This window comes from Nocardia concava NBRC 100430 (assembly GCF_000308815.1).
In the GTDB taxonomy this organism is placed as follows: domain Bacteria; phylum Actinomycetota; class Actinomycetes; order Mycobacteriales; family Mycobacteriaceae; genus Nocardia; species Nocardia concava.
This window is the reverse complement of sequence record NZ_BAFX01000048.1, coordinates 49315-63446: the sequence shown is the minus strand read 5'-3', so window position 1 is coordinate 63446 and position 14132 is coordinate 49315. Positions and strand designations below refer to the sequence as shown.

Below are 14132 nucleotides of genomic sequence, written 5' to 3'. Positions count from 1 at the left end.
GACCCGCAGGGGGGATCTGCGATGACCAGCGACGATATTTATGTCGATTCCGAGCGCACGCGTTCGTTGATCACGACAATGAACACTTCGGCCGACGCGCTCAACACCGTCCGTGCCGATGGACAGGTACAAACGGTCGCGGGTGTGCTGCCAGGAACCAAAGTCGAAGCCGCGTGCGTGACTGGATCGCAGAATGCGACGACCGCCATAGGGGCGACAACCGAGAAGGTCAGGACCTTGGCCGTGCGTACTGACTCTGGACTCAAGGACCTCGAGACGCAGGATCGAATCAACGGCACTCACATCACCCAGGCCGGATCTCGATGACGGATACCCCGACACCCAAGGTGTCCGAGGTCAAAAACTGGCAGCTCAGCACACTTGCGGACCAAGGAACCTACTGGACCCAGCAGGCCGGCAAGCTCAAGACCGAGCTCGACGGCGTGCAAACCAATGTCGGTAACTCGGTGGACTACATCGTCGGCAAGTTCGGCACGGGTCTCCGCGATAAAGGCCTGACCGTGCGTGATGAGGGATACAAGACCGTCGGGGCACTCGAGACCGCAGGTGGCGCAGTGTCCGTGGGCATGCAAGGTCTGGATTTCGCTCAGAAGTCAGTAACCCAACTGGTCACCACTATCGAAGCCGAGAAATACCTGGTCGGCGAGGAAGGCGACGTGGTGCTGTCGCTGGCGCAGATCGCGAGTGCGCTCTCGGACAAGGACAACGGCACCGTGAAGCTCGCTGTATTGCAGCGGCAGGCCGACGAATACTCCAAGTCCCTAAAGGCGGCCCTCACCAATGCTGGGACCATGGCCCAAGCCGTCGCCAATGGCATCAACGAAGCCTTTCAACAACTACCCAACGCCGGAAACGGCACGGGCCCGGTCTCGGTCACCGCCGCATCCGGTGAAGAACTCGGAGAGAAGGTCAAAGACTCCGACCAGATTCCTCCCGAGGTCATGAGTCAGATCGACCAGATCCTTGACCAGATCGAGCAATCTCCAGAGGATCTGGCAAAGCTACGCAACGGCGAAACCCTCGTCGTCCCAGCATCGACTTTGGAATTTACCCAGAAATTCCTCGACGCAGCGGGACCCGAAGGGTTCGAGAAGCTCAGCGAACAACTCCGCGCCCAAGGCCCGGAAGGTCAGAAGTACGCACAGGAGCTAGGCAACTCGTTCATGCTGCTATCGAACGAGCACGTTAAGGGCGTCAAGGCCGACGGCAAGCAAGTCGACGGCGGCTACGAACAACTCCCGCAGGCTTACCAGGACATCATCTCCAGCCGAGTCAATGTCGGTCCCAACGACCAACAGCCTGACCATGCCGGTTTCATGCCTGATTCGAACACGAGCCGCTTTCCGGACCCCAACGATCTCGGCCAATACCGGGCGCAGACAAAGTATTACGAGAATCTGCAGCGCCTGACATCAGCCTTGGACGTTGCCGATACCAACTGCACTCCGGGTACCAAGCTATCCACCGAGCTCTATCGGCAGGGCGGACAGCTCGCTGCAATCGTCAACGCCAATGGTGATGGCGGCCTTACCCTTCCGACTGGCAAGTGGGAGTTGGACAAGTCGATCAGCAACATCGTCGATATCGGCACCCGCAACGTTGACGCCACTTCGATCATCATCACGGGCGACGGCACCCCAGCTCAGCTTGGTGCGGATTACCACCGCGACTCCACCATGACCGAGCTGATCAGATACGACTGGCCCAACGGCGTCGAGAACTCGCCGATGAACAAGATGTTCGACTGGATCACCCAGGATGCCAAAGTCGATGTACCGCAGGGTGACCCGAACTATCAGCACCAACTCGACGAAGCGAACCGCGCTGGCAAGAGCGCACGCGCGCTAGCCGACATCGTCTCCTCGACGAAATCCCCCGACGGCGCCAACACCTTCAACGCGCTGTTCAACGATAAGAACACCTCGATGCGCTACGTCGCTGAAGCCCTATCCCCTTACGTAGGAAACATGGCTGGTGTCGACGAAAAACTCGTCGGCACACATGGATTCGGAAACCTCAACCCCGTGGAAGCCACCCGAATCTTCACTCTGGCGGACGGCGACCCGAAGGCCGCGGGCATCCTCAATGGCGCGGCGATCGCCCAAGCGTACGAGTTCGACAAGTCATTCGCTCTCGGCGAAGGCGGCAACGACCTCGCCCTATATTCCGGGCGACTCCGTGGACTCGTCGAGGGCGGCCTCGCCGCCGACATCGGCCTGCACCACTACGACGACCAAACCGCTGCCAACCATCGCAAGGAAACCTACGGTGCCACCTTCATGGGTGCCAAGGAGTTCTTCAACGCCGCCGTCAGCACCGGCGTCGACATCGCCCTCGACGAGGTACCCGGCAAGAAACTCGTGATGCCGCTGGTGAACACCATGGAGGCATACCTGAAAGACCCCACTATCAATGCGCTCAACGACTCGCCAAAACTGTCGTACCCCGTTTTGAACTTCGAAAAGCCGGATGGCACTCTCGTCGACCTCAGCGCGCTGCAAACCGACGAACGCGATACTGCAGCGCACCGTTACGTCATGCTGCAATCGCTCGTCGACAGCGGCCGAATCGATCCAGCTACCCTGCCGCACAATCTCTCCGACGGCACCTCGTTGCTACCGTTCAGCCAAGTGAAAGACAGTGCTGCCACGAAGATTCCACAGATTCTCGAGCAGCATGGCATGGACCCGGATCGACTGCAGCAGTACATGGACGATTCGCGCGCCGGAAGCAACGTCGTCGATCAGAAGATCTTCGGAGGCAAGATGGTGCAGCCCGGCAGCGAGCTGTACATCCCAGTGCTGCGGGCAGGAGCAGCACCAGCGTCCGCCAACAAGTGGGAGTGAGAACATGATCGCCAAATCGTCTGCCCGAACAGCGACTGCCTTCGCAGCCGTCACGGCGATCGCATTGCTCTCGAGCGGGTGTGGGCGATCAACCGACTCGGCGTCATCAGCTGAGGCACCGAAGTGGGATCCCTGCACCGCCTTCCCTGAGTCCGCGCTACAGGGCGTCGGGATGACCCGCAAAGCCAAGCAGGACTTCCCTGGGAGCTTGTGCATTTGGAGTGGACCGAGCCTCTACGAGTTGCAGGTCGAGTACATCACCAAGGACCACAACGCGGACTGGAAGGTGAAGGCTGAAGACCCAACCGACACCACCGTCGGGGCGTACACAGGTCACATCTACCACGTCAAAGGAAACAGCGCAGCCTTCATGTGCGCGGTTCAGCTCAAGACCCGCGGCTCAGACGTCGTTTTCACCGTCACAAACTCCTTTTACAAGGACGAAGACCCGTGTGCAGTGGCGACACGAATCGCAACCGCGCTGCAAAGTTACTTGCCGCCTGCACAGTAACGAAGTCCCTTGGGAGTGTCCTGCGTCAAGGTCTTGGCAAGGGTGGCCGACCCCTGCGGGTGTTGTCGAAGGCACTGAGACCGCGACGGCGCGTGCGCTGTAGCCGAATGTCGTGCAGGCTGGCGACCGGGCGGAGATCAACCTCCTCAGAAGGCCACGTGGCTCGTTCCCCTGCGTGTGGACTCGCGAAAACAATCGATAGGCACTTGCTGCTCACGCTTTCGCTGATCCTCCTTCAGTCGCTCGATTTCCTCGGCGAACTCCACCTCGGCTGCGCGCGGATTTTTGCCCTTGTACCTCCTGATTGTTAAAATTAGAGCTTGCATTTCTTGGTCCATAGCATCTGCCGTTTGCCGTAGATTCATGCTTCGCTCGCGGAACTTAAAGTAGGCCGTTATACCAGCCGATGGTCTGTAATCCTTCATTCCCGCAGGTCTCGCAAACAAACGTCGACTGACGATCAAGGACGTAACCAAGCGCAGCTTCACGACAACCTGGGGTGCAGAATTTCTGATCGCTTCTCGAAATTTCATATTCCAAGCCGCGTTGCCGACATAATTCCATCGGTCGCCCATTTCGGAGACTTCCTCTCCGACATCCAGGAGTGCAGTATTTTTGGTTCCGGCCGGATTTTTCAAATTTCCGGCTACACCTAGACAAGTCGTGTGCACCGGGCGCTTTCAAGTAGTGAGATGCTTCCGAGTAGAAGGATAGCCAGAGGTCTATCGAGATGCGAATCGATGAGCGCGCTCCAGATGTGCCTCACGTGGCTTTTGGCATGTCTGGGGAACAGAGCCGTTTCCGACCAGGCAGCCTTCCTTCGATCGAGGCGTGCACGCCCTCATCGGGCGGACAGCAGTCCGGCGAGGGCGATGCCGCCGAATGAGCTGGCGTAGATGACGGCAATGGCAACCACCGGCCAGTACCACATCCATCTACGCGTAGCAGCTGCCCGAACGAGCATCGCCAAGCTTGTCGCCAGCGCGAGAATCGTTCCGCCCCAGCACACTACGATGCCCCAGCCAACGTAGTCCTGATCGCAGCTAGCGTTGTTCGGGCATGGATCGGCCAGGAGCCCGTACATCACGGCATAGCCCGCAGTCAGCCCGAGTAACACTGCAACGACGTACAGTGCGAACCCTACGAGAGCGTCAACCACTCTCAGGAAGGTTCGTCGCGCGGAAGGTGCGCGGTCGTCGGCCGCATCGAGATCGATCGTCATGCACCGGATAATTCCGGCCCGAGTACGGTATTGGTACCGCAGAACTACTCAGCCGCGGACGGTATGCGCTGACCGATCGGCTACCGGAACCGGCGCATAAGTACGTCAGATCGACGCAGGCTCATCTGGACAGTGTGGGAATCGGTAACCGGGCTGTACACCCGATCCTCAAGATCGAACAGGACGGGGGCGATTCACCTAGGGATTTCACGTTTCACTCCCCCATAAGCAGCATATACCCAGGTCAGGACAGTGTTTCGAGGGGAGGAACTTCTAATCCCCAGGTCGCAGGTTCGGCTCCGGGCGGCAGCGCTTTTGGTGAGCGACTTGTGCGAACGTTGCCAGGTTCACTCACACCCAGATCCAATCGCGCTCGAACAGCCAGGGATTGCCCCAGTGGCGTTGCGTGAGGGCATAGGATCTGGATGCTATCCGAGAGGAGTTGGAGGACTTCGCAACTGATCGGCGCAGATTCAACCACGCCAAGTCAGCAAGGACTTTCCGGTCCTCTCGCCGTCAGGAGAACTCGGGGACCTGCTGTGGCGCAGCGGATTCCGCCTCCGGGGCGAAACGGTTTTCGAGTTCGACGCCCTCGATGTCGAGGTCGGGGACGTAGCGGGCGAACCAGCGGGGGTGGTACCACATGCGGGTGCCGATGAGGGCGGTGATTGCGGGGACGAGGGTGAGGCGGACTATGAAGGCGTCCAGTAGGACTCCGATGGCGAGGGTGAAGGCCAGGGGGCGCACGATCGGGCTGTCGACGGTGGTGAAGGCTACGAAGACGGCGAACATGATCAGAGCGGCTGCCGTGACCACGCGGGCGGAGTGGGCGACGCCGTTCTGGACCGAGGTGATGGCGTCGCCGGTGCGGGTGAATTCTTCCTTGATTCGGGAGACGACGAAGATCTGGTAGTCGCTGGAGAGGCCGAAGATGATGGCCAGGGTGATGATCGGCAGGAAGCTCAGCGTCTGGCCCTTGGTGATGTGGAGAAGGCTTGCGCCCCAGCCCCATTGGAAGACCGCCACCTGTACGCCGAGGGAGGCGAAGACCGACAGGATGAAGCCGGCGATCGAGGTGAGCGGCACCAGGATGGTGCGGAAGGCGATGGTCAGCAGCACCAGCGCCAAGCCGACGACGACCACCAGGAAGACCGGCAGCGCCTCGCCCAGTCGCTTGGAGGTGTCGATGTTCGCGGCCGTGGTGCCGCCGACCAGATAGGTTGCGCCCGTGCCGTTCTCGATGGCGGCGCGGTCGTCGCGCAGTCGGTTCACCAGGTCGTCGGTCGCGGAATCGGTGGGGCCGGTCTTGGGCACGACCTGGATCAGCACCATCCCGTTGCCCGAGGCCGCGGGCTGCACGACCGCGACGCCGGGTTCGTGCTGCAAGCGCCCGATCAGGGTCTGCACCACGTCGCCGGACGTGGCGTGCGAGAGGTCGGCGACCACCAGCAGCGGGCCGTTGAAACCCGCGCCGAACGATCCGCTCACCAGGTCGTAAGCCTTACGCGCCGTGCTCGATTCGGCTTGTGTGGCACCGCTGGGCAAGCCGAGATCCATGCGTGTGGCCGGAACGGCCAGGACCGCCAGCACGGCGACACCGGCCACCAGCAATGGGATGCGGAATCGGGTGACGAACCGTCCCCAGGCGTGCCCGCAGGTGCGTTCGGGCTCGTAGGCGGCAATCCGCGCCACCTCTTCGGGCTTGCCCGGCTGCAACGGCGGAGTAATGAACTTGGCGACCAGGCCGCCGGCGAACGACAGCAACGCGGGCAGCAGTGTCAGGGCGACGAGCATGGCCACCAGGACCGCGCCCGCCGCGGTCAGGCCCATGACGGTGAGGAACGGGATGCCCGCGACCGACAGCCCGCACAGCGCGATGATGACCGTGACCGCCGCGAACACCACCGAACTGCCCGCGGTGCCCACGGCCAGCGGAATCGATTCCGCCGCAGTCATTCCCAGCACGATGTGGTGGCGGTGCCGCGACAGGATGAACAGCGCGTAGTCGATGCCGCACGACAGGCCCAGCATCAGCGCCAGCGAGGTCGCGGCCGAAGGGACGTCGACGAAGGCGGCGATGCCGAGGATGCCGGTGAGCCCGATGCCCACCCCGACCAACGCGGTGACGATCGGCAGACCCGCGGCGACGACCGCGCCGAAGGTGACCAGCAGGATGACGAAGGCCGCGATGATGCCGAGAATCTCAGGGGTGTGCGGGATTTCGGCGGAGAACCCCGGATAGACGCCACCGGCGAACTCCACCTGCAGCCCCTGGTCCCTTGCCTGATCCGCGACCCGGGTCACCGCATCGAGGGTGCTCTGCTCGACCTCTCCGGCCGATACCGCGAACTGCACGCTGCCCAGCGCCACCCGCTGATCCGGTGACACGGCCTGCGACTGGAACGGATCGACCACGGCCGCGACCTGCGGCAGCCCCTTCAGGCCGGTCATCACCTGCTCGATCTCGGCGGTGACCCGCTGATCGGTCACCTTGACCATGCCCGGCGCGCCGAACACAACCTGCATCTGCGCGCCACTGAAGGCGGGCAGCCGGTCCTGCAGCAGCGACACCGCATCCTGTGACTCGGTGCCGGGGACGGTGAAGTTGTCGTTGGTCTTGCCGCCGGTGCTCGCGGCGAAGGTGATCGCGCCGATCAGCAGGACGACCCAGACCGCCACCATCCACCAGCGGCGACGGGCCACGAACTGGCCCAGAGCGAACAGATAGCGAGACATGCGATTCCTCCTACCCAGACGTCGACAAGGGGTCTAGCGGTAGCGATCACGCATAATTTCGCTACCTTAACACCGGCTCTGACGGCATCGTCATGAGTGGCATTCGCATCAATCAGCGGCTTTCGGGGTTGGCGGGCCGGTCCGCGCCGGGCGTGCACTCGGCGCGAAACTCGGCAGTGACGAATACAGATCCGACAGCGTCTTCCCGCAGGTCTGCACAGTGCCGTCGGGGCGGACGAGCACGGCGTCGGTGCCCCCGCCGCGCAGCCAGCGGTGCAGCGCGGTGCCCGGCATTGCACGCAACACCACACCGCCGCACTGTTCGACGGTCGCCGCCTCCACCGGCGACGGGTCGGATGTCGTGATGACGGCGTAGCGCCCGGCAATGTGGTCGTCGACTCGGCGCCCGTCGGCGAGCCGTTCGTTCGGGACCAGCCGTCCGGCCAGACCTCGCCGCAGCGGCGGTGCGGCCACCAGCGCGGAGCGGTGCAGCGGCGGGGACTCGCCGCTGATGATCGTCTCGGTCAGCCCGGGTAGCCGGTGCAGGCGCGGAGCGAGCAGGCCGCGCACCCGATTGCCCAGTTCGCCGCCCTCGGTCATGGTCAAGCCCATGAGCTTGGCCAGCCGGATCATCATGTGCGCGTGCGGTTTCCGCTCGGTCTCGTAGGTGCCGAGCACCGACTCCGGCAGCTCGCCGCGCAACGCCCCCGCCAGCTTCCAGCTGAGGTTGGCGGCATCGCGCACGCCCGCGCCCATGCCCTGCCCGATGAACGGCGGGGTGAGGTGGGCGGCGTCGCCGAGCAGAAACACCCGCCCGGACCGCCATCGATCGGCCAGTTGTGCGCGGAAGGTGTACTCCGCCACCCGGACCAGCTCCAGGCCCCCGCGGTCGGCGTCGGCCAGCCACGGGTCCAGCAGCGGCCACAGGCGGTCGAGATCGCGGTAGTCGTCGGCGGATTCGCCTGGGCGCAAACGGAATTCCCACCGGTGGCGGGTCGTGCCGATGCGCATGTATGTCGCGGCTCGACGCGGGTCGCACACCTGATGCACGCCGCCCCAGTGCCCGGGATCGATCGTGGTCGCGAGGTCGACGACCAGCCAGCGCTGCTCGAATCGCAGGTCCCGCATGCGCGCGCCGATCGCGGTGCGCACCAAGCTGTTCGCGCCGTCACAACCCAGCACGTAGTGGGCGCGCACCGACTCGGACGTGCTGGTCGCACGGTCTTCGAAATCTACTCGGACACAGTCTTTCTCGACTGTCAGCCCGGTGACTTCCACACCGCCACGCAGCGAAACGGCCGGATGCAGTGCCAGATTGGCCCGCAACAGCGCCTCCAGCTCCGGCTGGTCGAACAGGTTGGCTTCGGGGAATCCGTTGCGGCCCCCGGCCGGATCGCGGTCGAATTGCGCCAGCACCCGATGCCGCGGATCCACCAGCCGCAACCCCAGGGCGGGCCGGGCGATCGCGTCGAATCCCGCTCCGATGCCGAGCCGTTCCACGATCCGCCGGATCTCACCGTCGAGATGGACCGCGCGCGGCTGCGGGTAGACGCCCTCCCACCGCTCGAGGACCAGCGATTCGATGCCGTATTGGGCGAGCAGCGTGGCCGCGGTGAGCCCGGACGGACCCGCCCCGACGATCACCACCGGAATCGGGGCGGCGTTCATGAGGGCTCACCCACCACCGTGGTGACATAGGCCGCGGCGGACACGGCGGTAAGAGCGGCGGGCACGAGATCGGTTGCGCCGTCGCCGTTTCGGAGGTGGCTGACGACCGCACCGGCCATCAACAGCACCAGTCCGGTCCCGGCCGCCCGGCCGAGCGCGGGGCGGCGCAGTCCGAGCAGTAACCCACTGGCCGCGACGATCTCGACCGCGCCGATGCCGCGGTAGGCGGTGGTGGAGTACCCGAGATGCGCCGCGCGTTCGCGCATCGGCGCGACCGCCGCGACCTTGGCCGCCCCCAGCGCGAGGAACTCCGCCGCCAGCACGCCACCGAGCACCTTCGACACGGTTTTCATTGCCGCACCTCGATTCTCGCGTCGATCGCATAGCGGCTCAGGATCGCCTCGGCCGCGGGTCGGTCGGCATCGGGGTTCAGCACGACGGTGGTGACGATCGCGCCGTCCTCGACCGCGGTGGCGATATCGGCCACACCGGTGGTCTCGGCGAACGCGTCGAGGAGTTCGCGGCGCGTGGCATCGGCGCGCAGGCCCAGCTTGTAGGGCTTTCCGACATCGGTGACGGGCAGCGCGTCGAGGATGGTGACCGTCTTGGGTGCGGCGGCGCGCTCGTGCACCCGCTCGGCGGCCCACGCCACCAGTTCGTCCTCGGTGACCTCGGTGCCCGCGGTGAGCGCGACGTAGGCGACGGGGACCTCGCCGGAGTGCACATCCGGTCGCCCGACCGCTCCGGCCGCGCTCACCTGCGGGTGGCTCAGCAGGGCGTCCTCGATGGTCGCGGGATCGATGTTGTGGCCGCCGCGAATGATGAGATCCTTTGCGCGACCGTGCAGATGGATGAATCCCTCATCGTCGATGTGGGCCAGGTCGCCGGTGCTCAGCCAGCCGTCGACCACGGTGCCCAGTCCGTCGAGGCGGTGACCGTGTTCGTCGCGGCCGGTGACGTATCCGGCGAAAACCGTTGGGCCGCTGATGACCAGGACTCCGGTCTCACCGGCGGGGAGTGTCTCCCATACGCCGTCTTCAGTCGTGCGGACGACCGCGACTTGCTGATAGGGCATGCGCTGCCCGACCGCGCCGGGCCGGGGCGCATCCGGGAAGCTGCGCGCGGAGGCGCATGTCGCCTCGGTGAGGCCGTAGCCCTCCACCAGCGTGACCCCGGTGTGCAACTGGAAGTTCTCGCGGACCGCGAGCGGCAGCGGGGACGCGCCGACCATCGCGTAGCGCAGGCTGGTGATGTCGGTCTCGATCGGGCATTGGGCCAGTACCGCGTACACCGTCGGTACGGCGCTCATCGTGGCAATCCGGTAGTGCGCCACGATATTCCAGAACTCCGCGTAGAGCGTGAAGTCTCGGTATCCCAGCGGACCGGCCCAGACCACCGGCTGACCGCGGAACAGCGGCGCGAGGAGGGTGACGACCAGTGCGTTGACGTGGAACAGCGGCAGCGCGGCGAAGACCACCGATCCCTCGTCGAGCAGCGAGTTGGCGGCGATCATCCAGGCGTTGGAAACCTCACCGGAATGGCGGTGCGCCGCCAGCTTCGGCACCCCCGTCGTGCCGCCGGTGTGGAACAGCGCCGCCAGATCTGATGCCTTCGGCGGCTCTCCGTGAAACCGGCTCGAATCCTGCTCGGCGGCAAGGGTATCGAGGTAACCGATCCGGACGCCGTCGATGCCGGGCAGAATCGGCGGCGGTTCCGAGGCGGCCGTCGGACGCAACACCAGCAGGGCATCCAGCAGACCTTGCGCCGCGAGTTCGCTTGCGGCGGTCCAGGTGTCGGGCTCGAGTTCCGGACCGGCGGCGATCAGGACCCGGGCGCCCGAGCGGCGCAGCAGTTCGGCGACGTGCTCGTGCGACAGGCCGCCGTTGATCGGCGCGGCGATGCCCGCCAACTGTGCGGCGAGAGTGGCCGGGATCAGCTCCGCGCAGTTGGGCGCGATCAACGCGACCGCGTCGGTGCGGCGCACACCCAGCTCGTGCAGCAGGTTCGCGTACCTGTGCACGTCGGCGAGCAGCTCAGAATAGGTGCGCTGCAACGGCTCTCGCCATCGCGCCGCATCCGGCAGCACGGTGATCGCGGTGCGCTCCGGCCACCGCGTCGCCGCGCGAACCAGCAGGGCGTAGGTCGATTCGGGCAGGCCGCGCGCCTCGAGTGGCACCGCTTCGATGGCGGCCAGGTCCTCCGGAGCGGTGTTCCGGGGCCAGAGCAGGTCCTCGGCCGAGGTCTCGAGGGTCGAGTTGTCGGTCACCGGGCGTACCTCACGACCGTGCGCTGGCGGCCCAGGTCGAGGGCGCCGTCATCGGTGTCGATCGCGGCCTCGACCACGTCCCCGTCCTTCAGATACTTCGGATTCTTGGCCTGGCCCTGGAAGAACATCTTCCACTTGACCTTCGGCGGCAGCAGCGAGGCGATGAACTGCACCGGCTTGGGCGGGGCGCTGAGCGCGGTGCCGATCGGGGTGCCGGTGAGCAGCAGATCCCCCGCGTCCATGCGCTGGAAGCGGGTCAGCGCGCGCAGCGTCTCCACCGGCCGGTAGATCATGTCCGCGACCGTCATGTCCTGGCGCACTTGACCGTTGACCCACAGTCGCAGCCGCAGATCCCCGAACCGCTTCAGCTCATCGGCGTCCAGCAGCACCAGCGCCGGGCCGACGGGGGTGAAGGTCGGATACGACTTCGCCTCGTAGAACTGGGTTTTCGGCAGCTGCACATCGCGCGCCGAGACATCGTTCGTGACCACCAGGCCCGCGACGTAATCCGAAAGGTTCTCCGCCGAGACGTCGGAGCCGACCGGCATTTCGCGGCCGAACACAAGGCCGATCTCGACCTCGTAGTCGAGCAGCTGCACATGCGCGGGCCGGATGACGTCGTCATGAGGTCCGCTGATCGATCCGGATGTCTTGCGGAAGAACGTGAGCGGCACCGTCTCGGGGTCCATCCCCGAGTCCTTCACGTGGGAGGCGAAATTCGTCATCTGCGCCACCACGCGACACGGCGCGGTCACCGGGGAGATCAGCGAAAGGCTTTCCACCGCCACGGTTTCCGTGCCGGACGCGGCCGTGGCGATCGCCTCACGATCGGCGAGCAGTTCCCGCGTGGTCGTCGCGGTGGTATCGATGCGGGCGGCACCGGCCGGCGTCTGCACCCACCAGGCGTCGGCGGTGCGGAGGATGGATGTGCTCATGAATTGGCCACTTTCATCAGGCCGCGCAGGCGGCGGATATCGAATTCGTTGTCCTCACGCAGCGCCTCGACGATCGAACGCAGTTCGCGCAGCGATTCGGCTCCGGGCTTGATGCCGAGGAAGTCCTTGGTCACGGGCGGGCCCCACTGCGCCAGCCCGGAAGCGCTCATCGGCGCCCAGCCCGGCTCGAGGGTGCAATCGAACATGTCGCCGTCGCTGAAGTGCTCGACCATGAACCCGTCGGGATCACGCCAGTAGTCGAAGATCTGACTGCCCTGGATATGGCGGCCGATCCCCCACGATCGGCGATAACCCTGCTCGCGCAGGTACTCTCCACCGGCCGCGAGCGCATCCAGGTCCGCGACCTGATACGCCGAGTGCACATAGCGGTTCGACGGCCCGAGCGTCAGCGCGAGCGTGTGATGGTCGGCCGGCACCGAACCCCGGTCGCAGCGAATGAAACTCATGACCGGGCCGCGCTCCCGCTGGCCCGGGTAGTAGAGGAAGTCGCTGACGATCAGACCCAGATTCTGCAGATACCAGTCGAGGGTCTCGCGATATCTCGTCGACTGGATCACCACGTGTCCGAGCCTGCGCACGCGTGCGGGTGCGCGGAGCGGTCGCTGCGTGGCATTCGCCCGGGCCACCTCGTGCCCGAAGTTGAAGACATGCGGCTGCTGCGTCGGCAAAGCCTCCAGTTCGTGGGTCTCGGCGACCACTCGCACCCGCAGCCGGCTCGGATCGGCCAGGTCGACGGTCAGTCCGCCCAGCGATTCCGGCAATGGCACGGCTCGCGCACCGGTCGCGTCGGCCAGCCGCAGCAGATCGGCGGAGTCGGCGGCACGAAAGGCCGGACCGACGAAGCGCGAGCGCTCGCCCCGCCGGATGAGCACGCAGGGCGCGCCCGGATCGGTCCCGCGCAGCTGCAACTCGTCGGCCGTGCGCGCGGCGGTCGCGAATCCGAAGGCGTGGGCGAAAGCCTCCGCCCCGTCCAGGTCGGGCTTTTCGAACTCCAGCCATGCCAGGTCCAGCACCTTGATCACGGGATTGCGCGCTCGGCCCGGATGCTCGCCCGCGTGCGCCCCCTGCTCGCTGTGCAGACCGCTGTGTACATCGTGATGGCCGCTCATCGACCACTCCCTTCCAAGTACTGACGATATCGTCACTTACGAGTGGGGAGTCAGTCAAGGGTTATCTGACGATTCCGTCAATATTGAGTCGAGCGGCTACGATGTTGAGTCTGGACAGCAGGAGAGGTGTATCGATGACCGCGAGCAACGGGTCGGGACCCAATCGCCTGGAACGCCGCAAGGCCCGCACGCGCGCCGCACTGGTCGGCGCGGCGCAATCGTTGCTGGCCGACGGCAAGATCAACGTGCCGATCCTGGAGATCACCCAGGCCGCCGACGTCGGAATGGGCTCGTTCTACAACCACTTCCAGAGCCGCGAGGAACTGTTCCAGGCCGCCGTCGAGGAAGCGCTCGACCGCCACGGCGCCCTGCTCGACCTGCTGTGCGAGGACGTCGAAGACCCGGCTCAGGTCTTCGCGCAGAGCTTCCGCCTCACCGGCCGCCTGCACCGCTTGCACCCCACCCTCAGCAAGGTCCTGCTCAACAACGGCCTCAGCCTGGCGAACTCGGACCGCGGGCTCGCCCCCCGCGCCCGCCGCGACATCGAGGCCGCGGCCAAAGCCGGGCGCTTCACCATCCAAGACCCGGACCTGTCGATGACCATCGTCGCCGGCGCGGCCCTCTGCCTCGGCCGCCTACTACACGACCACCCCGAGCGCGACGACGCCGAATCCGCCGACCAGGTAGCCGAAGACCTACTCCGCATGTTCGGCCTCTCCCCCGAAGAAGCCCACGAAATCTGCCACCGCCCCCTCCCCCCGCTGGACCTCCCCCGCTCGGACTGACCCACCGGCGCC

12 protein-coding genes are annotated in these 14132 nt (G+C 65.2%); 4 read left to right on the top strand and 8 right to left on the bottom strand.

Annotated features, from left to right (window positions below):
* Positions 1-21 precede the first annotated feature (21 nt).
* From ON43_RS09675 to ON43_RS43605, 3 genes are read left to right on the top strand one after another with little or no spacing between them, the layout of a single operon-like run.
* On the top strand, positions 22-327 hold the full coding sequence (locus ON43_RS09675; RefSeq protein WP_040805933.1) for a hypothetical protein: 306 nt from the start codon (positions 22-24) through the stop codon (positions 325-327).
* Positions 324-2867, top strand: a complete 2544-nt coding sequence (locus tag ON43_RS46120) for a TPR repeat domain-containing protein (RefSeq protein WP_040805931.1) — start codon at positions 324-326, stop codon at positions 2865-2867. Before ON43_RS09675 ends, ON43_RS46120 begins: the two co-directional genes overlap by 4 nt.
* Positions 2868-2871: 4 nt before the next feature.
* The gene (locus ON43_RS43605) at positions 2872-3378 is read left to right on the top strand and encodes a DUF3558 family protein (protein ID WP_373283422.1); all 507 of its coding nucleotides are present in this window, start codon (positions 2872-2874) and stop codon (positions 3376-3378) included.
* A gap of 146 nt (positions 3379-3524) precedes the next feature.
* On the opposite strand, the gene ON43_RS44725 is transcribed toward ON43_RS43605, so the two are convergent.
* From ON43_RS44725 to ON43_RS09625, 8 genes are all read right to left on the bottom strand, one after another.
* Complete coding sequence (locus tag ON43_RS44725) at positions 3525-4016, bottom strand: hypothetical protein (RefSeq protein ID WP_157513972.1); 492 nt, start codon at positions 4014-4016, stop codon at positions 3525-3527.
* Positions 4017-4219: 203 nt separating this feature from the next.
* On the bottom strand, positions 4220-4600 hold the full coding sequence (locus ON43_RS09655) for a hypothetical protein (RefSeq protein WP_040805927.1): 381 nt from the start codon (positions 4598-4600) through the stop codon (positions 4220-4222).
* Positions 4601-5116: 516 nt separating this feature from the next.
* Positions 5117-7336: an MMPL family transporter gene (locus ON43_RS09650; protein WP_040805926.1), complete on the bottom strand. Its 2220-nt coding sequence runs from the start codon at positions 7334-7336 to the stop codon at positions 5117-5119.
* 108 nt (positions 7337-7444) lie between these two features.
* Positions 7445-9004: a bifunctional 3-(3-hydroxy-phenyl)propionate/3-hydroxycinnamic acid hydroxylase MhpA gene (gene mhpA / locus ON43_RS09645; RefSeq protein ID WP_040805924.1), complete on the bottom strand. Its 1560-nt coding sequence runs from the start codon at positions 9002-9004 to the stop codon at positions 7445-7447.
* A complete protein-coding gene (locus tag ON43_RS09640) occupies positions 9001-9357 on the bottom strand; it encodes a DoxX family protein (protein ID WP_040805922.1) in 357 nt (118 codons plus the stop codon). Before ON43_RS09640 ends, mhpA begins: the two co-directional genes overlap by 4 nt.
* Positions 9354-11270 carry an acyl-CoA synthetase gene (locus ON43_RS09635; RefSeq protein ID WP_051178212.1) on the bottom strand — a complete coding sequence of 639 codons (1917 nt, stop codon included), beginning with the start codon at positions 11268-11270 and terminating at the stop codon, positions 9354-9356. Before ON43_RS09635 ends, ON43_RS09640 begins: the two co-directional genes overlap by 4 nt.
* Positions 11267-12205, bottom strand: a complete 939-nt coding sequence (locus ON43_RS09630) for a fumarylacetoacetate hydrolase family protein (protein ID WP_040805920.1) — start codon at positions 12203-12205, stop codon at positions 11267-11269. Before ON43_RS09630 ends, ON43_RS09635 begins: the two co-directional genes overlap by 4 nt.
* Entirely contained in the window at positions 12202-13335 is a 1134-nt protein-coding gene (locus tag ON43_RS09625; RefSeq protein ID WP_040805919.1) for a VOC family protein, read from the bottom strand. The genes ON43_RS09630 and ON43_RS09625 overlap by 4 nt, the downstream gene beginning before the upstream one ends.
* Before the next feature lie 134 nt (positions 13336-13469).
* On the opposite strand from ON43_RS09625, the gene ON43_RS09620 reads away from it, so the two are divergent.
* Positions 13470-14120, top strand: coding sequence for a TetR/AcrR family transcriptional regulator (locus ON43_RS09620; RefSeq protein WP_040805918.1), 651 nt, complete (start codon positions 13470-13472; stop codon positions 14118-14120).
* The last annotated feature ends 12 nt before the right edge of the window (positions 14121-14132 follow it).

What these genes read in the sequence shown, in the direction of transcription:
- mhpA (WP_040805924.1), bottom strand. Translation starts at nt 9,004, where the DNA reads ATGAACGCCGCCCCGATTCCGGTGGTGATCGTCGGGGCGGGTCCGTCC.
- ON43_RS09630 (WP_040805920.1), bottom strand. Translation starts at nt 12,205, where the DNA reads ATGAGCACATCCATCCTCCGCACCGCCGACGCCTGGTGGGTGCAGACG.
- ON43_RS09625 (WP_040805919.1), bottom strand. Translation starts at nt 13,335, where the DNA reads ATGAGCGGCCATCACGATGTACACAGCGGTCTGCACAGCGAGCAGGGG.
- ON43_RS09620 (WP_040805918.1), top strand. Translation starts at nt 13,470, where the DNA reads ATGACCGCGAGCAACGGGTCGGGACCCAATCGCCTGGAACGCCGCAAG.
- ON43_RS43605 (WP_373283422.1), top strand. Translation starts at nt 2,872, where the DNA reads ATGATCGCCAAATCGTCTGCCCGAACAGCGACTGCCTTCGCAGCCGTC.
- ON43_RS09655 (WP_040805927.1), bottom strand. Translation starts at nt 4,600, where the DNA reads ATGACGATCGATCTCGATGCGGCCGACGACCGCGCACCTTCCGCGCGA.
- ON43_RS09675 (WP_040805933.1), top strand. Translation starts at nt 22, where the DNA reads ATGACCAGCGACGATATTTATGTCGATTCCGAGCGCACGCGTTCGTTG.
- ON43_RS09650 (WP_040805926.1), bottom strand. Translation starts at nt 7,336, where the DNA reads ATGTCTCGCTATCTGTTCGCTCTGGGCCAGTTCGTGGCCCGTCGCCGC.
- ON43_RS09640 (WP_040805922.1), bottom strand. Translation starts at nt 9,357, where the DNA reads ATGAAAACCGTGTCGAAGGTGCTCGGTGGCGTGCTGGCGGCGGAGTTC.
- ON43_RS46120 (WP_040805931.1), top strand. Translation starts at nt 324, where the DNA reads ATGACGGATACCCCGACACCCAAGGTGTCCGAGGTCAAAAACTGGCAG.